Genomic DNA, 20697 nt, shown 5'->3' with positions numbered 1-20697 from the left:
GAAGGACCGCTGTGAGTGCTTTCGTGCGTGCAGACCGCCCCTCGAGGGAGGATGCCCCGTGACGGCCGTCCAGCGACCGCCGAGCCTCGGGCGCACCGCGAGCCGAGGCGCGGTGGTGACGTTCGGCGGCCAGGTCATCCGGATCACGATCCAGCTGCTCGGCATCGTGCTGCTCGCGCGGATGCTGTCGCCGACGGACTACGGCGTCACCGCGATGGTGCTCGCGATCATCGGCGTGGGCGAGATCCTCCGCGACTTCGGCCTCTCGAGCGCGGCCATCCAGGCCAAGACCCTGACGGCCGGCCAGCGGGCGAACCTCTTCTGGATCAACGTCGGGATCGGGGCCGCGCTGACGGTCGTCGTCATCGCGCTGGCGCACCCGATCGCCGACTTCTACGGCGACGACCGGCTTGTGCTCGTCACGATCGTGCTCTCGTCGACCTTCTTCCTCAACGGCTTCGCGACGCAGTTCCGCGCCGATCTCAATCGCAGCTTCCGGTTCGGCGCCCTCGCCACGATCGAGATCGCGGCGCAGGCCCTGTCGCTCGTCATCGCGCTCTCGCTCGCAGCGCTCGGGTGGGGCTACTGGGCGATCGTCGCGCAGCAGGTGCTGCAGGTCTTCTTCCAGGCCGTCGCGCTTCCGATCATGGGCGGCTGGTGGCCGGGGCTCCCGCGCCGGGGCGAGCAGATGAAGCCGCTCCTCGCCTTCGGTGGAGGACTCGTCGGCGCGCAGGTGCTCAACTACGCGAGCCGCAACGTCGACTCCATCGTGATCGGTCGCGCCTTCGGCGCGCAGTCGCTCGGCTACTACAACCGCGCGTTCCAGCTCATGCTGCTGCCGCTCAACCAGATCAACGCCCCCTCCACCCGGGTCGCGCTGCCGACGCTCTCACGGCTGCAGGACCAGCCCAAGCGGTACGGCGAGTTCATCAGCTTCGGCCAGACCGTGCTCCTCAACATCGTCAGCCTCGTCCTCGGCTTCTCGGTCGCGCAGGCCACCGATGTCATCGCCGTGGCGCTCGGACCCCAGTGGGCGCCCACCGTCCCGCTCTTCCAGATCCTCGCGATCGCGGGATTCTTCCAGGCGGCGGCCTTCGCGTCCTACTGGGTGTTCCTGTCGCAGGGGCTCACGACGCCGTACCTCTGGTACACGATCTGGACCCGGCCGTTCGTCATCGGTCTCATCATCCTCGGCGCTCTGTGGGGGACCGAGGGCGTCGCCGCGATGTACCTCGCCTCGACGGCGCTCCTCTGGCCCATCGGGCTGCTGTGGCTCCGGCGCCGCTCCACCGCGCCGCTCCTCCGCCTCTTCCTCAACGGTCTGCGGACGCTGATCGTGTACGGGCTCGCGGCAGCCGCGTCGTACGCCTCGACGCTCCTCCTGCCCGAGGCATCGCCGTTCCTCCGCATCGGCGTGGGTCTGCTGACGTTCCTCGCGGCGCTCGCGGTCACCGTCCTGGCCTTCCCGCCTTTCCGCCGCGACATCGCCTCGATCATCGCGGCGCGGCGGCTGCTCGCCCGCTCCCGCCCGGCCGCCGCGGCCGACGCCACCGACACGCTGGAGGACCCCGCATGAACGTCCGCAAGATCACTCGCCGGCTCTCGCAGCTCCGCCGCGATGTCGTCGACCGCACGGGGTGGACGGCGCGACAGGTCCGGCGCGAGCTCGCCGCCGCCATCACGCCGGGCGGCTCGGAGACGCACGTGCTCATCGCCCCTCCCGGAGCCGGCAACATCGGCGACCAGGCCATGGTCGAGGCGTTCCTCGCCTCGGCCGACCGGCCGACCGTCGTCGTGACCCGCGGCGAGGCCGACTTCGTCCTGCCCGACGACCTCGCGCAGCATGCCCGGATCGAGGCGCTCCCCGCCCTCTTCTACGGGAACGGGGATGAGCACCGCGTCGACCTGCGGCACCTCGGCTCGCTCGTGAGCGAGGCCGCGACCGTGTCGATCGTCGGCGCCGACATCATGGACGGCGTCTACGTGCTCCGCAGCTCGCTGCGCCGCTCGGGCATCGCTGCCGCGTGCGCGAACGCGGGCATCGACACATCGGTGCTGGGGTTCAGCTGGAACGCGGCCGCTCCGCGTCCGGCGCTCGAGGCGCTCCGCGCCGCGGGCGCGGCGGGCGCACGGCTGCTGCTGCGCGATCCGGCCTCGGCCGCACGCGTGCGGGACGCCGGTGTCGAAGGCGTCGTCGAGACGGCCGACATCGTCTTCACCGACGACCGGCTCGACGACGCGGGCGCCGACCGCGTCCTCGCCGGGGTCGGCGGGCCGATCGCGCTCGTCAATGCGAGCGGACTCATCGCACGCAAGGTCGACCAGGTGCCGGAGTACGTCGAGGTGATCTCGTTCCTGCGGGGACGGGGCATCCACGTCGTCCTTCTCCCGCACGTCCTGCGCAGCACGGCCGACGACCTCACCGCGTGCCGAGCCGTCTACGAGGCGGTGGGGGGCGAGGGCGTGAGGCTCGTCGAGGAGGTGCTGAGCCCTTCGACGATCCGCGCCCTGGGCGCGCGCGCGTCCCTCACGATCACCGGCCGCATGCACCTCGCGATCATGTCGTTGTCGCAGGGCACGCCGGCGATCACCCTCGCCACTCAGGGCAAGGTCGAGGGGCTCGTGCGGCTCTTCGATTGGCCCGAACTGTGCGTCGCGCCGGGAGCCGGCATGGCGCAGACGATCGTCGAGGTCGGTGGGGCCGTCCTCGACGACCCGGACTCGCGGACCCGCGTCAGCGCGGGCGCCGATCGGGCCCGGTTCCTCGCGTCGGCGAACGTCGACCGGATCGCCGGCCGGCCGAGCGCTGCGCACGAAGCCGGAATCTTCGGACTGGGAGGCCGAGATGGGTAGCAATGAGATCACCGGACGCGGGACGCGGCTGTTCCTCCGCACCGACGTCGGCAAGCGGGAGTGGGTGGACTTCGTCAAGGGGACGGCGATCATCCTCATCGTCGCGTACCACACGACACTGTTCCTCACGTCGATCGGGTTCGACGCGGCGGGCATCGGACGCGTCAAGGTCGTGCTGGAGCTCTTCCCGATGCCCGCCTTCTTCCTCATCACCGGGGTGTTCCACAACCGCGTCGGCACGTGGTCGTTCGCGGACGTGTGGAAGCGGCGCCTGCGCCAGTACCTCTATCTGTACGTGCTCTGGTCGGTGATCCGCTTCGTCTTCTACCTCGTCGCACCCAACGTCCGCTCGGACGGCGCTGGGACCACGGCATCCGACCCTCTCGCGCTCCTCGGGATCCTCATCTGGCCGATCAGCTCGTACTGGTTCATCTACGCGCTCTTCGTCTTCACCCTCGTGCTGTGGCTGTTCCGCAAGGCGCCGCCGTGGGTTCTCCTGAGCATCGCACTCGTGCTGTCGGTGCTGTCGTCGTCGGGCATCCTCGACGCGCGCAACGTCGGCATCAACCGCATGACGGAGTACCTGATCTTCTTCACGCTCGGGGCGTACTTCAACCGCCGGATCTTCGCCGCCGTCGACGGGATGCGTCCGTGGAAGGCCGCGGCCGTCACGGCGGGCTTCGTCGCGTTCGCGGGCCTCGTGACCCTCGTGCCTGTGCTGCACCGCATCCCCGGCACCGCGTTCGTCGGGCAGCTCCTCGCGATCGCGACGGGCTTCGCGCTCGCGTACTACCTCGTGCACCTGGTCTTCCTCAAGTGGGTCGTCTACGTCGGGCTGCGGACGCTCAACATCTACCTCGTCCACGTGTTCGTGATCGCGCTCGTGGTCGCGCCGCTGACGTTCCTCCCCGCGCTCGACGAGCTGCCGGGCCGCGGCCTCATGCTCATCGGGGTGCTCACCGCGATCGTCATCGTCGTGTCGATCCTCATCACCCGCTACCTCACGCGCGTGTCGTGGCTCTTCGTCTACCCGTTCACGGGGCGCCGGACCCGCCGGGGCCAGAAGGTCGAGACGTCATGAGGCTCGCGTGGGCGGACGTCGCCAGGGGCGGCGCGATGATCCTCGTCGTGCTCGCCCATGCCCTGCAGCTGATGGATGTCTACGGCTGGCACAACGCCTGGCTCGACACCCTCAATCTGTACCTCACGGCCGTGCGGATGCCGCTCTTCTTCCTCGTGGCGGGGATCTTCGGGGCGAACGCGATCCGGCGGACCTGGCGCGGCCTGTTCGCGTCGCGGCTCGCGCTCCTGCTGTACATGTACTTCCTCTGGATGCTGATCCGCGCCGTCTGGTTCACCGTCATCCCGTGGCCGCTCAGCGACGTCCACCCCTGGATCGCGCTCGCTCTCTCCCCTGCGTGGCCCACGAACGGGCTGTGGTTCCTCTTCGCGCTCATCGTCTACCTCGTGGTGGGCAAGCTCACGGTCCGGTGGCCTGCGTGGATCCCGCTCGTCGCCGCCGGGATCCTCGCGGTGGCGGCGGCGATGGACGTCGTGCCGACCGCGGGCAACACCGTGTGGCGGTCCGTCGCGATGTACCTCTTCTTCTTCCTCCTCGGCGCGCGGCTCCCCGACGTGTGGCGGGCCGTCGCGGCGCGGGCGAACATCCCTCTCCTCGTCGTCGCGATCGTCGTCGTGCCGGCGGCCATGGCGGGGTTCTCGTTCATCCCGGGCATCGGGCGCGGGGTGGGACGCATCGGCCTCTCGGTCGTGTGCGTCGCCGCGTGCCTCGTGATCGCCGCGATGATCGCGAAGGTCGGCTGGCTGGCCGCGCCGTTCCGCTACATCGGGCAGCGGACGATCGCCGTCTACGTCGCCCACGCGATGCTGCTCGCCGCGGTCGTGCCGCTCATCCCGGTCGGGATCGTCCCGCCCGTCGTCGCGGCGGTCGTCTTCACGGCGTTCGGCGTCGGCGTGCCGCTCGTGCTGTACCGCTGGCTCGGGCCGGTCGGCGGCGTGTTCAACCTGCCCCGGCCATGGGCCCGGGCGCTCGAGTCCCGAAGGGAACCCGTCTCATGACGACAGAAGACCTCCGCATGCGGCCGGAGGGCGAGGCATCCGTCGTCGCCATCCCGGCCACGCGCGCTCACACGATCGAGGACGTCATCTCGCGAGGGATGTGCGTCGGCTGCGGCGCATGCTCGGTCGCGACGGGCGGCGCCATCAAGATCACGCTCGGACGGCGCCGGTCGTATGAGGCGGATGCCTCGGAGGCGCCGGCCGAGGCGCTCCGCGCCGGCAGCCGGGTCTGCCCGTTCTCGGACGAGTCCCGGAACGAGGACGCGATCGCGAACGACAGGTTCGCGGGGCTGAAGCACGACCCGCGCATCGGGTACTACTCGACGCTCACCGCTGGGCGCGTCACCGACTTCGAGCGCCTCCTCGGCTCGAGCTCGGGCGGCCTCACGAGCTGGGTCGCCGAGGAGCTGCTGCGCCGCGGCAAGGTCGACGCGATCCTGCACGTGTCGCCGTCGCACACCGACGACGGGCCGCTCTTCTCCTTTTCGGCGTCCGACACGGCCGAGGAGTTCGCATCGCAGCGCAAGTCGATGTACTACGCCTCGACGATGGCCGAGATCGTCTCCGCCGTCCGGGGCGACGGACGCCGCTACGCCGTCATCGGGGTGCCCTGCTTCCTCCGGGCGGCGCGGCTGCTCTCGGAGACGGATGCCGAGCTCGGCGCCCAGTTCGCCTACTTCCTCGGCCTCGTGTGCGGCCACTTGAAGTCGCAGGCGTTCGCCGAGGCGCTCGCGTGGCAGGCGGGAGTCGCCCCCGACGACCTCGAATCGGTCGACTTCCGCGTCAAGGTGCCGGACCGCCCCTCGAGCCACTACGACGTCGCCGCGACCGCGCATGACGGCGAGCGGAGGACGGCCCATACCCACGACCTCGTGGGCGGAAACTGGGGCCATGCGATGTTCCAGGTGAACGCCTGCAACTACTGCGACGACATCTTCGCCGAGACCGCGGACGTGGCCTTCGGCGACGGCTGGCTGCCCGAGTTCAAGATGGACTGGCAGGGTACGAACGTCGTCGTCAGCAGGCATCCCGACATCGACGAGATCATCGCCGACGCGTCGGCCGTCTGGTCGACGCCGCTCACCGCCGATCAGGTGGCCGCGACGCAGGGCGGCAACTTCCGCCACCGCCGGGTCGGCCTCTCGGTGCGGCTGCACGACGACGTCGCGGCCGGGCTGTCGGTGCCGGTCAAGCGGGTGCCTGCGTCGCTCGACGGCATCGACCCGCAGCGCGTGGCGGTCATCCGCCTGCGCCGGCACATCTCCGACGTGAGCCACGAGGCCTTCGCCGACGCCCGGGCCCGGGGGTCGCTCGAGGTCTTCCTCCGCCGCATGCGGCCACTGCTGAAGAAGTACGACCGCGTCTCGCGGGGCAGCCGGTTCTCGCGGCTGATGAAGCGCCTGCGCCGGCGCTGATCCGCGGCGAAGCCCCGCGCGCATGGAGAGGCCCCGGGACCGTGGTCCCGGGGCCTCTGCGCGTGCGTTGCCCGCTCCGCTGCCGGGTCGCTAGGGGCGGCCCATCCCGTAGTACGACCAGCCCGCGGCGCGCCAGGCCGCGGCATCCAGTCCGTTGCGTCCGTCCACGACGATTCGGCCCTTCGTGAGCGACGACGCGTGCTCCGGTGAGAGCTGGCGCCGGTACTCGTCCCACTCCGTCACGAGCACGACCGCGTCCGCATCCGTCAGGGCCTCGTCGCGGTCCTCGACGTAGGTGAGCTGCGGATGCTTGGCCTTCGCGTTCGGGATCGCCTCGGGATCGGTGACGACGACGGATGCCCCGAGCCCCCGCAGCCGCACGGCCACATCGAGCGCCGGCGAGTCGCGGATGTCGTCGCTGTGCGGCTTGAAGGCCGCGCCGAGCACCGTGATGCGCTTCTCGAACACCGACCCGCCGAGCGCGTCGACGACGAGGTCGACGGCACGGTCCCGGCGACGCAGATTGATCGCGTCGACCTCGCGCAGGAACGACACCGACTCGCCGCGGCCGAGCTCCTCGGCCCGGGCCGAGAAGGCGCGGATGTCCTTGGGGAGACAGCCGCCGCCGAAGCCGATCCCGGCGCCGAGGAAGCGCCGGCCGATCCGCACGTCGTGGCCGATGGCGTCGGCGAGCTGCGTGACGTCGGCGCCGGTCACCTCGGCGATCTCCGCCATGGCGTTGATGAACGAGATCTTCGTGGCGAGGAAGGCGTTCGCGGCGACCTTCACGAGCTCGGCCGTCGCGAGGTCCGTCACGATGAACGGCGTGTTCGTCGCGACGGCCGTGTGGTACACCTCGCGCAGGACGTCGGCCGCGCGCTCGCCGTCGGCGTCGGCCCGGCCGGTGCCGTCGGTCGGCACGCCCGCGACGAGCCGGTCGGGCTCGATCGTGTCCTTGACGGCCCAACCCTCCCGGAGGAACTCGGGGTTCCACACGAGGGTCGCCCCCGTCGGCGTCACACGCTCGGCGAGGCGCGCCGCCGTGCCGACCGGCACGGTCGACTTGCCCGCGACGACATCGCCGGGCTTGAGGAAGGGGAGAAGGGCGTCGACCGCCGCATCGACGTAGGTGAGATCGGCCGCGTACCCATCCTTCTGCTGCGGCGTGCCCACCCCGATGAAGTGGACGGTCGCATCCGCCGCGGCGCACATGTCGGTCGTGAACCGCAGGCGGCCCGAGGCGACGCCGTCCTTGAGGAGCTCCGGAAGCCCGGGCTCGAAGAACGGCGCGATCCCCTGCGCGAGCGCATCGACCTTGCGCTGGTCGACGTCGATGCCGACGACGTCGTGCCCGATGGATGCCATGGCTGCCGCGTGCACGGCCCCCAGGTACCCGCAGCCGATGACGGAGAGCTTCATTCGGTTCCCTTTCCGGAGGTGGTGCCGACGCGCAGAGGTGCGCTGCGTGCCGTTCCTGCGGCGTCCAGCCAGATGCGCTCCACCCGCGGGAAGACGGCCTCGGCCGAGTACCCGGTTCGGAAGCGGTCGTAGCCGCGTGCCGCGAGTCGTGTCCGGTGCGCATCGTCGCCGAGGGTCCGGCGCAGCGCTGCGACGAGGGCGTCGACGTCTCCCGGGGGAGTGAGCTCGCCGTGATCGTCGCCGAGGACGGCGGGGATGCCCCCGACCGTCGTCGACACGACGCACGCCCGGCGAGCCATCGATTCGAGGATGAACATGGGCATGGCCTCGTCCCGCGACGGCAGCACCGCGACCGACGCGTGCTCGAGCAGCTCCATGAGATCTGCGTGGCCGAGGCTGCCGAGGAATCGCGCGCGCGGGAGGGCGTCGTCGACGAGGTCGGCGTCGCGGAGGGGTCCCGCGACGAGCAGGGTCCACTCCGGAAAGGCGTCCGAGACCTCGCGCCACGCCGCCTGGAGGACGTCGATGCCCTTGCGGTGAGAGACGACGCCGCCGAAGACGACCGTGCGGTCCTTGGTCTCGCCGTCACCCGTCGGGATCGCGTTCGGCACGAGCTCGACGCGCTCGGCGCCGACGTGACGGGCGCTGATCCCGCTCGACTCCTCCGAGAGTGTGATCACCTTGACGCAGGCGTTGAGCACGCGGTCCACCGACTCGGGGTTCGACTCCTCGTAGGCGGCGAACTCGCTGCCGTGGAGGTGGGCGATGACGGGGAGGCCCAGGCGTGCGGCGTACCGTGCGATCGCACCCTCCCGGACGAACGATCCCCGCTCGGACAGGTGCACGACGAGCACGGCATCCTCTCCGCGCTTGGCGATGGCCCGCACCTGCGCGAGGGACAGCGTGAAGCGCCGCACCGCCGTGAGATGGTCTCCGGGGTCGCCGCGGGACTCGATGACATCCACCGTGACGTCGTCGAACGGCCACGCCAGGTAGGCGTTGACCACCTGCGTCATGCCGCCGGGGATGTCGCCGGCCCGGCCGACGTGGTACACGCGGGTGCGGGTCACGAGACGCCCGCCGTCGCCTCGGCGCGGACGGGCCCGAGGAGCCGCTGCAGGTCGGACCTGACCTCGCTCAGCCGCTCGCGGGCGATCAGCAGCTGCTCGATCTGCTCGGCTCGGCGGCCCGCGATCGCGAGGACGCGGTCGGAGATCTGCGCACTCGTCAAGCCCGTCGTGTTGACCGCCACCCCCTCGATGCCGATCGTCGAGAAGTGGCGGGCGATCTTGTCGGAGTCGTCGAGCTGCAGCCCCACGGGGGCCGCGCCCTCGGTGAATGCGCCGATGATGACGTGCAGGCGGTCGCTGGCCGCGACGGCCGTCCGCCGGTACACCCCCGCAGGCGCTCCTCCTGCGCGGCGTGGTCGCCGAGGCGGTCCCACCCCACGAGCTCGGCGTCGAGATCGGCGGCGAGCCGGCGCGACCGCTCCTCGTCGACCGAGACCTGCGTGACGACGCAGAGCGTGAGACCCAGCTGCTCCGCGGCATCCTTCATCCCCTCGAACCAGGCGTGGTCGGGGTAGGGGCGCGGTGCGACCTCCGTGTCGTCGCGCAGCGACAGGGACGAGCAGGTCCCGGACCGGGGCGTCGGGGCCGATGGATGCCTCGAGCTCCGCCTCGCCCATGCCGTCGGAGAAGCCCAGGTCGGGCATCGCCGGGCCGAAGCCGAGATACGCCGCCGTGCGGTCGTCGCGCCACCGCGTGTAGCTCGACAGGGCGTTGGAGGGCCACATGATCGCCCGGGGGAGCGGCGCGAAGTTGCGCGAGCCGACCCCGATCCGGGCCACCTTGCCGCCGCGCAGCCGGACGAGCGTGGCGGCCGGGAGCATCGCGACGTGCTCCTTCATGCCCACGACGGTGAGCTGCACCTCGCCGGGCTTGTAGATCGAGTGCGCATTGCCCGCGACGGCGGCCTTCACGAGGGCCGCGTACCACTGCGCGAACGAGCGGTAGACCCGGTCCTCGGGTCGCAGGCCGAGGCCCTCGTCGTAGCCGTCCGGCGACTCGCCCACATAGACGTGGAGGCGCCCGGCCTCCCGCGCCCAGTCCAGGAGCGGCCGCCGCAGGATGATGTCGCCGATGTTCTCGTACTGTCCGCGCCCGACGGCGAAGATCTCTCGTTGCTGTTCCACTCGACTCCCGTCGTCAGGCCGCCGCTGTCGCGGCCGCCGTCACTGCTGCGCCGTCACCTCGGTGCGGAATCCGTCGATGATCCGGCGCGATGCCGCGTGCTCGATGACCTGCGCGGTGAGCTGCGGACCCTCCACGGCGATGCCGATGTCGTTCGCGTTCACGAGGTCGGCGATCTCGGTCTGGTGGTCGTCCACGTGCTCCTTGCGCGAAGCGCGCCGGACGGCCAGCACGGGATAGGCCCCCATGCTCAGCAGCTCGAGGAGCGTCCCGACCCCGGCGTGGGTCACGACGACGTCCGCCTCGCGGGCTGCGGCGCTGAATTCCGACGGCGAGAGGTACGAGAACACCTCGCCCGGCAGCGCGTCGGTGCGGGTCGTGTCGCCGAGCTGCCAGACCGTGTCGTCGTTGGCGTAGCCGCTGGCGAGCAGGGCGTCGACGATCGAGTCGAAGCGGTAGCCCTGGATCGTGCCGAGCGTCACGAAGAGCTTCGCAGGCCGCTCGGGGTACGCGATCTCGGCGCTGCGGAAGTCGGACAGGATGCTCTCGCACGCCGTCCACCGCCCGCCCGCCCACACCGGGTGCGGAGTTCGGAGGGAGACCCCCGGCATCCGCTGCAGGATCCGGCCCGTCGCCGATGGCCCGCGAAGTCGGCACACGCTCTCGACGTAGGTGGCGGGCACGCCCGACCATGCGGCGATGGGAAGAGCGGATGCCGCGATCGCGGCGCCCGTGCTCACAGCCGCGTCGAAGCGCTCGGCCTTGAGGAGACGGCGGATGGCGGGCGCCGCGGAGAGGGTTCCCTTGAGGTCGCGGGGGGCCGATGTAGGGGAGGAAGTGCACACGCCGCCCCTCGAGCATCTGCCTGCTCTGCGGAGTGTCGAAGGTCACCCACAGACTGTCGGGGTTGATGCCCATGCGGGCCTCGAGCCGCACGAGCTCCGACAGGTGGCCGCCGGTCGAGCACACAAGGAGCGCCTTGGCTCCTGCGGGGGCGATCGGCTCGATGAGCGCGGCGGAAGGATTGCCCGATGCCATGCTGCGTCTCCTCGCGTCGGGCGCGAAGAGGGAACATCTCGCGCCGGGTGTCTGGCATCGACACGTCCTTGGCGAGTGCCCGTGGTGCGAGGCTAGCCCGCTGCACGGCGCGGTCGAGGGCTTATCGCGAACCCTTTACTCGCCCGTAACGACTCTTCATCCCGCGTTCACACGACGTGATGTCCGGGTGCGGAGGATGGAGGAGCGGAGCGTGACCGATCCGTGTCTTTCGCGTTGAACGAGCACCGCGGGGGCTGAGACACCGCGATCGGTCGACGATCGCATCATGGGGATGAGGCGCATGTGAACGACCAGAGGAACAGCGATCCGGGCACAGAGGGGCGGGGTCTCTCGCGGCGGGGCTTCATCGCGCTCGCCGCCGGCGGAATCGGGGGAGCCGTGCTCGCGCCGGTGTTCGCGGCGCCCGCGTTCGCGGCGCCCACGCCGACGCTTCCGGGGGAGTACTTCCGCAAGGGCAATCAGCTGACGGCGGCCGGGACGGTCTTCGACAACATCTGCGTCCGGATCAACGGCGACGTCGCCCGCATCCATGTGCCCCAGTCGCGCAAGCCATACTCTGCCGACCCCGTCCAGGTGGTGTGGTTCTATCACGGCTCGGGAAGCGACCACAACGCGCTCGACGGCGGGTTCAAGCAGTCCGCCGCAGCGGTCGTCGACCGCGGCGGCATCGCGATCTGCCAGACCGCCGGCGGCACGCTGTACTCGCATCCGATCGCGGTGGCCCTCCAGCTCGCCGGGTACTCGTACATGGCGGGGCTCTTCAACATCCGGAGCAACGTCCTGCGCTCGACGTCAGGGGGCGGCGCGCTCGCGACCGAGACCTACGCGGCACGTCTCATCCCGGCGATCGACGGGATGTACAACGTCAACTCCGCCTACGACCTCCGGGCCTTCTACGACGGCGGCGGATCGGGCAAGGACTCGGTCGTCGCGGCGTTCGGCGACGACCCCGCTGCGATCGACGCCGCGAACCCCGCCCGGCACCCGCAGTCCGCGTGGACCAGCAGCAAGATGCGCATCGTCGTCTCCCAGCCGAGCTACACCGACACGGTTGTGCCGCCCGACGAGCACGGGCTCGCACTGCTCGCGCTCGCGCAGCCGGTTGCGGCGGACGCCACGCTTCGCGCGCACTCCAACGGCCACGCGACCCCGGGCTTCGCGACCCCGGACTTCGTCGACATGATCGACCGCTGGTCCCCTGCGATTCCGCCGCCCTCGGGCGACTCCGTCGCGCCGAAGGCGACCATCACGGCTCCCGCGAACGGCTCCACCGTGAAGGGGTACACGACGATCAAGGTCACCGCGACCGACGACGTCGCCGTCACGGGGGTGGCGATCTATGCCGGGAGCACCAAGATGCTGGACCTCGTGCAGACATCGGCGACCGAATGGAGCTCGACGATCTGGACGAAGTCCTCGCGCACGCCCAACGGCACGTACAGCATCACGGCACGGGCGACGGATGCCGCGGGCAACATCGGTGTCAGCGCGCCGATCACGCTCACCGTCGCCAACTGATCCGCACGGAGAAGCCCCGGCGTCCGCGGACGCCGGGGCTTCTCCTCAGCCGGGCTACTGCGGGACCGAGCGATGCGCCTCGATGATCTTGCTCTGCGAGAGCGCCTTGTCGATGCCTCTCTTCGAGGGGGATGCCCGGCGCCGTGCTGACATAGGCGAGGAGCGTTCCGGTCTTCGTCGACGAGCTGGCGGCGAAATAGGTGACGTCCATGGCGTAGTAGTCGGCGAGGTCGTAGAACTTCTCGAAGAGCGCGTTCCACTGGGTCGCCGACGTCAGCGACTGTGCGCCGTCCGTCCCACCCGACGGCCAGCCCACCTCGCCGACCGAGCAGCGCACACCCCACTTGCGGCACCAGTCGCCGAACGCCTTGAGCTGCGAGAGCACCTTCGAGTGGTCGACGCTCGAGTCGTACACGTCGCCGTTCTCGTTGTCGTAGAAGTGCTCCGAATACATGATCTTGCCGAGCCGGTCGACGATCCAGGGTCCCTCCGGGGCGATCGTCGCGATACGGCCGCGCTCCTCGCTCAGCATCCCCTCGACCCAGATCGTGTGCGTGTCGCCCGTCGAGCGGATCGCGTCGACGGCCACCTGGGCGTAGAGCTTGTAGGCGTCCACGCCGACGGACCAGCGCGGCTCGTTGAAGATGTCGAACCCGGCGACACGCTCGTCGTACTTGAACTTGGTCGCGATCGCACGCCAGAGCGTGCGGACGTGGGTCTGCGTGATTCCCGAGCCGCAGCGGAGGCTCCCCGAGACGTAGTCGCCTGCGCCCCAGGGGTACGTGCAGCCGTTGTGCAGGTCGATGACGGTGCGGATGCCGGCGGCCGACGCACGCCGCACCTGCTCGGCGACGACCTCGAGGTAGGCCTGACTGATCGGCTGCGCGAGCCCGGCGAGGGCGTCGCCGCCCTCGGGGATCTCCTGGAGGCGCTGCCACGGCACGGCGAGGCGCACGATCTTCACCCCGCGGGAGGCGAGGTAGGTGTACGACGCCTGCGGCTCGCCGAGCACCGAGAGGTCGGACTGCTTGCCGGCGAAGATCAGGCTGTAGATGTTGACGCCGCGCAGGTACTTGAGGTCGTTGAGGTAGCTGCCGTCGCCGAACCGGAGTGCCGTGTTCGTCGTCCTCGTGCCGACGAAGTTGCCGCCGGAAGGGTCGCTGACGGCGGCCGGCACGACGCCGGCCCGGTCCTTGCCGAGCGCCGAAGGCGGGCTCGTCGTGATCCCCGCCCACCACGCGCAGGCCACGAGCAGAGCGGCGCACCCGGCTGCCAGCGTCGCGAGAGCGGCTGCCCGGTGTCCTGGACGGGTCGTGGTCCTGTTCACGGCCGCGTGCCGGGGCGATCGCTGTTCGTCATGTGCGCGCATGGGCGTACCTCACCGCTTCTTCGAGGAGTGATCCGCTGACCTCCGCCGTGAACCTGTCCAGCCATGCGTCGATCCCCTCGATCCTGAGGTGCGCGGCCCGCTCCACGGCGTCGGCGATCGATTCGGGGTCGTCGTCGAGGGCGAGCTCGCCCGTGACCCCGGGGATGACGGCGTCCGCCACCCCGAGAGCCGTCGACACCGCGACCGCCGGCACGCCGCGCGCCGCGGCCTCGATGAGGACGTTCCCGAGCCCCTCGCGGTGCGAGGGCAGGATGACGACGGAGTTGTCGTCGAAGTGGTCGAACCAGTCCTCGACCCACCCGTGAGGGGTGAAGCGCACGCCGAGCTCGTCGGCGAGCTTCTCGAGGTCGCCCTGCAGCGGGCCACCGCCGAACGAGACGACCTCGGTCGGGATGCCGCGCCGTTCGAGCGCCTGGGCCGTGGCGAGGGCGAGGTGGGGACTCTTCTGCGGAACGAGCCGGCAGGCCAGGACGAGCTGGATGCCCCGGTCCGTGCCGGGAGTGCGCCGGACCGGTGTGCGGTGCCCGACCTTGGCCATCGCGGGGTTCGGCACGACGAGGCTCCGGGACGACGGGACGCCGAAGGCGGCGGCCATCTCGGCGCCGACCGGGTGCGACGCGGAGGTCACGACGTCGGCGCGCCGGTACCAGCGCTTCGCGAGCCAGATCTTTGCGCGGTGCGACATCGACGAGCCCGGCAGCCCCAGGCTGATGAGGTTGTGCTCGGTCACGACGACGGCGGGGCGGGACGACCGGGGGCCCGTGCGGGCGGTCGCCCTCGCCCTACGGCCCGCCGCCGCGATCGCCAGCAGGTTCGGATAGGTCTGCAGTGCGACGAGGGCGTCGTAGCGGTGCGTCCGGACGAGGCGGCGCACGGCGCGGACCTTCGCCGCGTGATTGCCCGTCGCCGCATCGCGGTGCACCGTGATGCGCGGGTCGACCAGATCGGACTCGGGCTTGTCCGACACCATGACGGCGCTGACGTCGTAGCCCGCCTCCGCGAACCAGTTCATCCAGGCGATGCCGACGGCCTCCGCTCCGCCGCCGTGCAGGGAGCTCACGACGAATGCGATGCGGGTCCCGGTTCGGGGGAGCATGGACCGACCTCCTGGGCGTTGCGTTTCATGAACGGTGGTGCTCGGTGGTCGGGTCCGATTCCGAGCATAGAGGTCGAGGGGATGCCGCGTCCCCCCGTTGCGCGACGAACATGCGATCGCCACGTGCCTCGACGACCCGGCGGGTCATCGATCGGCTGCCCGGAGCAGGGCCCGATGGGCGGCGAGCGACGCCTTCGCGGTCGCGGCGAGGGCGAATCGGCGAGCGTCGCGTCGGCGCGCGAAGAGCACGACGTCGCCGATCGACAGCGACCTTCTGCGATGGCGGAGGTGCCGACGCCGCTCCGTATCGTCATACGACGCGAACAACGCGTCCTTGATGCCCGACAGCTGGATGTAGCGGGCGCGGAAGTACCGGTAGTCGTCGCTGTCGTCCAGGCCCAGGCGGTGGGCGTCGGCAGCCACGGCGTCGTCGATGATCGCGAGCGACTCGGCGCGCTTCGAGGTAGAGGTGATGATCGACCCCGCCCGCAGCCGGTACTCGTACACCGTCTGCGGAGTGAAGGAGACGCGGCCGGCGTGGGCGAGCGCGTCGGCGACCATGACGAGGTCCGACTGCACGCGGGCGGGCGCGAAGCTCGCCTGCGCCATCACGTCCCGGCGGAAGAGCTTGTTCCACAGGTGGCCCGTGATCTCGCCTCGTAGGAGCATGCGGAAGGCCTCACGCCCCTCGACGGGCGCGCTCTCCGGTGAGGGGAGCGGGCGCGTCGCACCGCCCTGGTAGACGAACAGCGCGCTCGCCACGACGACATCGGCCTCGGAGCGCCGAGCGGCTTCGACGAGCGTCGTCAGCGCCGACGCCGGCCAGCCGTCGTCGGCATCGATGAACCAGAGGTATTCGCCGCGGCTCTCGGCGACCGCACGCTGGCGTGCCCGGGCGACACCGCCGTTCTCCTCGAGCACGACGGCCTGCACGCGGGGCAGGCGCTCGGCGAGCTCCCGCGCGGCCTCGGCCGTGTCGTCGCCGGAGCCGTCCTCGACGATCACGACCTCGAAGTCCCGGAAGTCCTGCTCCTCGAGCCGAGGAATCCCCGCGCGCAGATAGGCGGCCGCCCGGTACGCGGGGACGATGACGCTGACGGTCGGGTTCTCGGCGGTCATGCGATCTTCCCCTTCGCGCGCACCTTGGCGCGCAGCTGGTCGGTGACCCGGCCGAGCTCGGTGCGCGCCGCGACGACGGCCTCCATGATCTCGGGGCGGCGCGCGAGCGCGTCGTCGAGGGTGACCTGGACCGCCGCCTCGTCGGGCAGCTCGCGCGGGACGCTGGTGCGACGGATGCCCGCGCCCTCGAGGGTGCGGGTCACCTTGTCCATCGGGCCGGTCTGAAGCGCGATCGGCACCGCCCCCTCCGTCGCCGCGATGACGACGGCGTGCAGCCGGTCGCTGAGGACGAGCGCGCTCTCCCGGTAGGCGGCGCGGAGCCGCTCCTCCTGCCGGGCGTGGTTGTCGTCGAGCCACGGCAGCGCCTCGCACCCGAGTCGGTCGGCGAGCTCGATCGCGAGGGGGCCGTCGCGTTCGATCTGCGCCACGACGATGGGCTCCAGCCCCAGGCGGTCGGCCGTCCGCCGCACGGTGGCAACCCATTCGTCGCTCGGCTTGTCCCGCGCCATGTGGCTGAGGCCCTGCCGGAACGCGATCGCCAGACGCGGCCGCGGGTGGTCGGGGTCGCGGAGGAAGTCGTCGGGGGAGCCGAGCGCGAAGGCCCAGTCGGGCGTGACGGCGCCGAAGCCCATCATGTCGCGCGACTTCTCGTCTCGCCACGAGACCATGTCGCACATCCGGAGGACCGTGCCGATGGGGCGCCGCCACGGCGTCGACGCCCGCACCCCCACGCCGAGCTGCACCGCCGTGCCGCCGCGCAGGCGGTTGACGGCAAGGAGCGGAGCGAGCTTGAGGTAGCGCTTCGCGAAGGCCCGCTCGACCTCGGTCTCGCCGGTGTCGAAGGCGTAGAAGCCGCCGGAGAGGAGCTCCTTCGACACCTCGCTGCGCCACTCCCTCGAGTCCCGAACGGGGATGTCGCCCGGCTGCAGCCCGAGGCCGCTCACGTAGTCGTCGGTCTTGTCGCCGATGTAGACGCGAAGGGGCGCGATCGTCCGGAGGTGATCGAGGAAGCCGCGCCGCAGCACGGTGTCGCCGACGTTGTCGTACTGTCCGACGGCCGATGCGAGAATCCTCATCGTCGGCTCCTTCCGTTCTGCGGGCTGTGAGGGGAGGCGGCGCGGTGGAGCGTCGCGAGGAGCAGGCGACCGCTCTCGTCGGGCGAGAACCGGGCCGTCCAGCCGTCGGCACGGGGGCGAGGCATCCCCCGTGCGGCGAGCACGGCCTGCGCGAGGGAGTGAGGCGTCGCCGTGAAGGCGAGCTGACCGCTTCGCCCGGGAACGACGGCGTCGGCCACGCCGAAGGCGTGCGAGACCGCGACGCTCGGGATGCCGGAGGCCGCCGCCGAGACGAGGGAATCGGCGAAGCCGGCGGTCGACGCAGGGAGCACGACGACCGCTCCGGGCGGTGCCTCGGCGAGCCAGGCGTCGGACCACGGGCGGGCCTCGAACGGGACGGCGGAGGTGCGCGCACCCAGGGCCGGAGCGCGTCCGTCCCGGCGCTCGTAGGTCACGACGCGCGTGTCGACCCCCTGTGCGCGCAGGGCCGCGGCGGCGTCCAGCACGAGCTCCGCATGGGTGCGGTCCGCCTCGGGGACGAGGAGGGCCAGCGGGTCGCCTGCGGCAGCTGCGGTATCGGCCGGCGGAGGAGCCTCCGCCGCGGGCCGGTCCGGCGCCGCCAGGGCGACAGGGTTCGGCACGACGACCACGCGGGACCCGGCGACCCCGTACGCGCTGACGAGCTCGGCGGCGACGGCGTGCGACACGGCCGCGACCCGCGCGGCGCCGCGGTACGCCTTGATCGTCCGGGAGCGGCGCACGCGGTTCCGGATCGACCGGCTGTCGCCGCCGGTGAGCCGATCCTCGCGGATGACCACCGGGATGCTGGCGGCGGCCTGCACGGCCCGTGCCCCCGCCTCGCCGCCGAGAGCCAGCACCACATCAGGCCTGGATGCCTCTACCCCGGCGCCCAGCGCCCGGTCGGCCGCCCGCCCGGCCGGGAGCGTCAGGCGTCCGACCGGTGCGGGGAGCTCGACGCCTCCGGCATCGACCGCAGCGACGAAAACGCCGTGGCCGCGGTCGGCGAGCCAGGCGGCCCATACCCGGGCCGCCGGATCCGCGCCGAGCGAGGGGGTGACCAGAAGGATCCTCATCGAGGGGGTTCTCCGCCCCTCAGGCCTTGGAGGGCTTGAGATCGCGGAACGTCGCGGTCGCGACATCCGCGTCCACGCCCGTGAGGGGCGCGTCGAGGATGACGACACCCGCTACCTGCGCGTGGATCGCAGAGAGCGTGTCGCTCACCGTGCGAAGCTGCGTCACCGTCACGCTGCCGGCCGAGACGGCCAGCACGGTCGTGTCGGCGGCCGAGGCGGCGAACAGCGAGTCGCTCAGCGGCAGGACGGGCGGGGCGTCGACGACGATGATGTCGTACGAGCGGCGGAGGCCCGAGATGATGCCGTCGAAGCTGCCGCTCGCGATGAGCTCTGCGGGGCTCTCGGTCGTCGTACCCGAGGGCAGGACGTCGATGCCGTTGACGGTTTGGATCGCGTCGACGGGCGTCGCGGCACCGGTGAGGCAGTCCACGAGGCCCGGCCCGGTCAGCCCGAGCGAGGTCGAGATCGCGCCCGAGCGGAGGTTGGCGTCGATCAAGAGGATCCGCGCGCCGTACTCGCTCATCGCCAGGGCGAGGTTCGAGGCGAGCGCCGACGAGGCGTCGCGGGGCGTGACGGCGGCCACGGCGGTGACGCCGACCTTCGCGCCGGGCGTGCGGCCGAGCGTCGCGGCGATCGTGCGGTACGACTCGGCGGCCCGGCTGAGCGGCTTGTCGGCGAGCACCGCGAGATCGGCCGGCCCGCTCGTCGCGGGCACCGTGCCGAGCGTGCGCACGGCGACATCGCCGGATGCGACATCCGCTCCCGTGAAGACGCGGCGCTCGCGCGTCGCCGCGATCGCGATCCAGATGATGCCGATCGCGAAGCCCGCGAACGCGCCGAGAGCGATGTTGACGAGGAGGTTCGGCGACGACGGCTCCTCCGGCAGGCTCGCGGCGGCGAGCGACTCGATGCGGACGGGTGCCGTTCCGCCCGTCGAGGGCGTCTCGATCTGCACGACGACGTCGCTGAAGGCGTCGACGACGGCGTTCGAGAGCGTCACGGCGTCCTGCGGGCTCGGTGCCGTCGCGCTGATGCGCATGATGACGCTGTTCGTCGGCACCGTGACGTCGATCTGGCGCGCGAGCTCGTCGGCGGTGGTGTCGAGGCCCAGCTCGTCGATGACCTCGTCGAGCACGCGCGGCGACTCGACGACCTCGACGTAGGAGTAGACCTTCTGGAGCGCGAAGTTGTTCGCCTGCACGAGCTCGGCTGGGCCGGCACCCGCGCTGGCGTCGAACGCCACGAGGATGCGGTTCGTCGCCTGGTACTCGGGCGTCATGAGCAGCGACACTCCGGCACCGCCTGCGGCGCCGACGAGGGTGAGAACGACGACCGCCCACCACCACTTCTTGAGTGCACGGACAAGGGTCGTGGGGCTCATCTCTTCATCCGTTCCGTTGGTGCCATGCTCGGCCGCCGGTATCCGGATGCGCCCGCCCGCGAACGGAAGGTGCTGCACCCCGTTGCGAGCCGAACACTCTGGACGCTACCGACGCAATGTTGCGAACGTGTTGCCACCGATGAGCAGTCTGTGACGTTACGGTGACGAGTTGTCTTCGAGAAAGCGGAAGACGGATGCCGCCACCGCCGGCGTGAGCAGCTGCAGGCCGTGGTGGTCGCCGTCCTCGATCTGGAGGTCCGCCGGGATGCCGGCATCCGTCATCGCCTGATGCAGGGCCTTCGCCTGCGCGACGGGGATGAGCTCCTTCGAGCCATGCACGAGGAGTGTCGGCGGGAGGGTGCCCACGTTGTACCGCGGGGATGCCGCGACCGCGTCGGGGCAGTCCTCCACCGTCTTGCAGCCGAGGTAGCCGAGAACGACCTTCTCGAGCGCCGGGTCCGGGGTGCCGAGGCGGAGGGCGTCGGAGGTGAGGTCTCCGGCGGCCGAGAGCGTGACGACGGAGTCGACGCCCTCGCCGGCGGCGCCGAGCCGTGCGGCGGTGCTCAGCGCGATGATGCCGCCCGCCGAGCTGCCGAGGAGCGCGAGGCCGTCGGGCGAGATTCCGAACCGCTCGGCCTGCGCAGGGTCGCGCAGCCACTCGACGGCGGCGCCGACGTCATCGACCTGCGCCGGGTAGCTGTCCGGGATCAGCCGGTAGTCCACCGCGAACGCCGCCCAGCCCTGCGCGGCGATCGACTCGCAGACGCCGCTCATGTTCGAGCGGTCCCCCTCCTGGAACGCGCCGCCGTGAACGAGCACGACCGACGGCAGGTCCGTGCCGCCCTCCGCCGGAAGGCACGCGTCGAGCTGCAGGGTGTCGCCCTCGATGGTCCGGTAGTCGATCGAGCGCTCGACCCTCACGTCGGGGTTCCCCGTCGCGCTCGGCGCGGGCTGCTCGGCCCCGCACGCCGAGAGGACGAGGGTGGCGAGGGAGAGGACGGATGCCGCGATCAGCCGCCGCCGCACC

Annotated in this window: 17 protein-coding genes; 6 read left to right on the top strand and 11 right to left on the bottom strand. The window is 71.3% G+C overall.

Annotation, left to right across the window (positions count from 1 at the left end; translation table 11 throughout):
* Positions 1-58 precede the first annotated feature (58 nt).
* The 5 genes from G5T42_RS02875 to G5T42_RS02855 are packed head-to-tail and all read left to right on the top strand — an operon-like array spanning position 59 to position 6347.
* Positions 59-1576: a lipopolysaccharide biosynthesis protein gene (locus tag G5T42_RS02875; RefSeq protein WP_165125178.1), complete on the top strand. Its 1518-nt coding sequence runs from the start codon at positions 59-61 to the stop codon at positions 1574-1576.
* On the top strand, positions 1573-2853 hold the full coding sequence (locus tag G5T42_RS02870; RefSeq protein ID WP_165125175.1) for a polysaccharide pyruvyl transferase family protein: 1281 nt from the start codon (positions 1573-1575) through the stop codon (positions 2851-2853). The genes G5T42_RS02875 and G5T42_RS02870 overlap by 4 nt, the downstream gene beginning before the upstream one ends.
* On the top strand, positions 2846-3934 hold the full coding sequence (locus G5T42_RS02865; protein ID WP_165125172.1) for an acyltransferase family protein: 1089 nt from the start codon (positions 2846-2848) through the stop codon (positions 3932-3934). The genes G5T42_RS02870 and G5T42_RS02865 overlap by 8 nt, the downstream gene beginning before the upstream one ends.
* The gene (locus G5T42_RS02860) at positions 3931-4932 is read left to right on the top strand and encodes an acyltransferase family protein (RefSeq protein WP_165125170.1); all 1002 of its coding nucleotides are present in this window, start codon (positions 3931-3933) and stop codon (positions 4930-4932) included. Before G5T42_RS02865 ends, G5T42_RS02860 begins: the two co-directional genes overlap by 4 nt.
* The gene (locus G5T42_RS02855) at positions 4929-6347 is read left to right on the top strand and encodes a Coenzyme F420 hydrogenase/dehydrogenase, beta subunit C-terminal domain (RefSeq protein WP_165125168.1); all 1419 of its coding nucleotides are present in this window, start codon (positions 4929-4931) and stop codon (positions 6345-6347) included. Before G5T42_RS02860 ends, G5T42_RS02855 begins: the two co-directional genes overlap by 4 nt.
* A gap of 90 nt (positions 6348-6437) precedes the next feature.
* On the opposite strand, the gene G5T42_RS02850 is transcribed toward G5T42_RS02855, so the two are convergent.
* Genes G5T42_RS02850 through G5T42_RS02835 form a run of 4 tightly spaced genes read right to left on the bottom strand, consistent with a single transcriptional unit; the run spans position 6438 to position 10803 of the window.
* On the bottom strand, positions 6438-7766 hold the full coding sequence (locus G5T42_RS02850; RefSeq protein ID WP_165125166.1) for a UDP-glucose/GDP-mannose dehydrogenase family protein: 1329 nt from the start codon (positions 7764-7766) through the stop codon (positions 6438-6440).
* Positions 7763-8836 carry a glycosyltransferase family 4 protein gene (locus G5T42_RS02845; protein WP_165125163.1) on the bottom strand — a complete coding sequence of 358 codons (1074 nt, stop codon included), beginning with the start codon at positions 8834-8836 and terminating at the stop codon, positions 7763-7765. Before G5T42_RS02845 ends, G5T42_RS02850 begins: the two co-directional genes overlap by 4 nt.
* The gene (locus G5T42_RS02840) at positions 8833-9960 is read right to left on the bottom strand and encodes a hypothetical protein (RefSeq protein ID WP_165125161.1); all 1128 of its coding nucleotides are present in this window, start codon (positions 9958-9960) and stop codon (positions 8833-8835) included. The genes G5T42_RS02845 and G5T42_RS02840 overlap by 4 nt, the downstream gene beginning before the upstream one ends.
* A 39-nt stretch (positions 9961-9999) precedes the next feature.
* Positions 10000-10803, bottom strand: a complete 804-nt coding sequence (locus G5T42_RS02835) for a glycosyltransferase (RefSeq protein WP_165125157.1) — start codon at positions 10801-10803, stop codon at positions 10000-10002.
* Positions 10804-11299: 496 nt separating this feature from the next.
* Between G5T42_RS02835 and G5T42_RS02830 the strand changes: the two genes are divergently transcribed.
* Complete coding sequence (locus G5T42_RS02830) at positions 11300-12535, top strand: Ig-like domain-containing protein (RefSeq protein ID WP_165125154.1); 1236 nt, start codon at positions 11300-11302, stop codon at positions 12533-12535.
* Here the strand turns inward: G5T42_RS02830 and G5T42_RS02825 are convergent.
* The 7 genes from G5T42_RS02825 to G5T42_RS02795 form a co-directional block, all read right to left on the bottom strand.
* The gene (locus G5T42_RS02825; RefSeq protein ID WP_165125151.1) at positions 12519-13862 is read right to left on the bottom strand and encodes a cellulase family glycosylhydrolase; all 1344 of its coding nucleotides are present in this window, start codon (positions 13860-13862) and stop codon (positions 12519-12521) included. The two genes, G5T42_RS02830 and G5T42_RS02825, sit on opposite strands and share 17 nt — an antisense overlap.
* A gap of 28 nt (positions 13863-13890) precedes the next feature.
* Entirely contained in the window at positions 13891-15021 is a 1131-nt protein-coding gene (locus tag G5T42_RS02820; RefSeq protein ID WP_165125147.1) for a glycosyltransferase, read from the bottom strand.
* A 144-nt stretch (positions 15022-15165) separates the two neighbouring features.
* The gene (locus G5T42_RS02815; RefSeq protein ID WP_165125144.1) at positions 15166-16140 is read right to left on the bottom strand and encodes a glycosyltransferase; all 975 of its coding nucleotides are present in this window, start codon (positions 16138-16140) and stop codon (positions 15166-15168) included.
* Positions 16137-17216 carry a polysaccharide pyruvyl transferase family protein gene (locus tag G5T42_RS02810; RefSeq protein WP_165125141.1) on the bottom strand — a complete coding sequence of 360 codons (1080 nt, stop codon included), beginning with the start codon at positions 17214-17216 and terminating at the stop codon, positions 16137-16139. Before G5T42_RS02810 ends, G5T42_RS02815 begins: the two co-directional genes overlap by 4 nt.
* Positions 17213-18289 carry a glycosyltransferase gene (locus G5T42_RS02805; RefSeq protein ID WP_165125138.1) on the bottom strand — a complete coding sequence of 359 codons (1077 nt, stop codon included), beginning with the start codon at positions 18287-18289 and terminating at the stop codon, positions 17213-17215. Before G5T42_RS02805 ends, G5T42_RS02810 begins: the two co-directional genes overlap by 4 nt.
* A 19-nt stretch (positions 18290-18308) precedes the next feature.
* Positions 18309-19670, bottom strand: a complete 1362-nt coding sequence (locus G5T42_RS02800) for a polysaccharide biosynthesis tyrosine autokinase (RefSeq protein WP_165125135.1) — start codon at positions 19668-19670, stop codon at positions 18309-18311.
* A 156-nt stretch (positions 19671-19826) separates the two neighbouring features.
* Entirely contained in the window at positions 19827-20696 is an 870-nt protein-coding gene (locus G5T42_RS02795) for an alpha/beta hydrolase (RefSeq protein ID WP_165125132.1), read from the bottom strand.
* Position 20697: the final 1 nt, after the last annotated feature.

This window comes from Microbacterium sp. 4R-513 (assembly GCF_011046485.1).
Lineage (GTDB): Bacteria > Actinomycetota > Actinomycetes > Actinomycetales > Microbacteriaceae > Microbacterium.
The sequence above is the reverse complement of the archived record's forward strand: the minus strand, read 5'-3'. Positions and strand labels throughout refer to the sequence as shown.

What these genes read in the sequence shown, in the direction of transcription:
- G5T42_RS02870 (WP_165125175.1), top strand. Translation starts at nt 1,573, where the DNA reads ATGAACGTCCGCAAGATCACTCGCCGGCTCTCGCAGCTCCGCCGCGAT.
- G5T42_RS02865 (WP_165125172.1), top strand. Translation starts at nt 2,846, where the DNA reads ATGGGTAGCAATGAGATCACCGGACGCGGGACGCGGCTGTTCCTCCGC.
- G5T42_RS02860 (WP_165125170.1), top strand. Translation starts at nt 3,931, where the DNA reads ATGAGGCTCGCGTGGGCGGACGTCGCCAGGGGCGGCGCGATGATCCTC.
- G5T42_RS02855 (WP_165125168.1), top strand. Translation starts at nt 4,929, where the DNA reads ATGACGACAGAAGACCTCCGCATGCGGCCGGAGGGCGAGGCATCCGTC.
- G5T42_RS02850 (WP_165125166.1), bottom strand. Translation starts at nt 7,766, where the DNA reads ATGAAGCTCTCCGTCATCGGCTGCGGGTACCTGGGGGCCGTGCACGCG.
- G5T42_RS02820 (WP_165125147.1), bottom strand. Translation starts at nt 15,021, where the DNA reads ATGCTCCCCCGAACCGGGACCCGCATCGCATTCGTCGTGAGCTCCCTG.
- G5T42_RS02815 (WP_165125144.1), bottom strand. Translation starts at nt 16,140, where the DNA reads ATGACCGCCGAGAACCCGACCGTCAGCGTCATCGTCCCCGCGTACCGG.
- G5T42_RS02810 (WP_165125141.1), bottom strand. Translation starts at nt 17,216, where the DNA reads ATGAGGATTCTCGCATCGGCCGTCGGACAGTACGACAACGTCGGCGAC.
- G5T42_RS02805 (WP_165125138.1), bottom strand. Translation starts at nt 18,289, where the DNA reads ATGAGGATCCTTCTGGTCACCCCCTCGCTCGGCGCGGATCCGGCGGCC.
- G5T42_RS02800 (WP_165125135.1), bottom strand. Translation starts at nt 19,670, where the DNA reads ATGAGCCCCACGACCCTTGTCCGTGCACTCAAGAAGTGGTGGTGGGCG.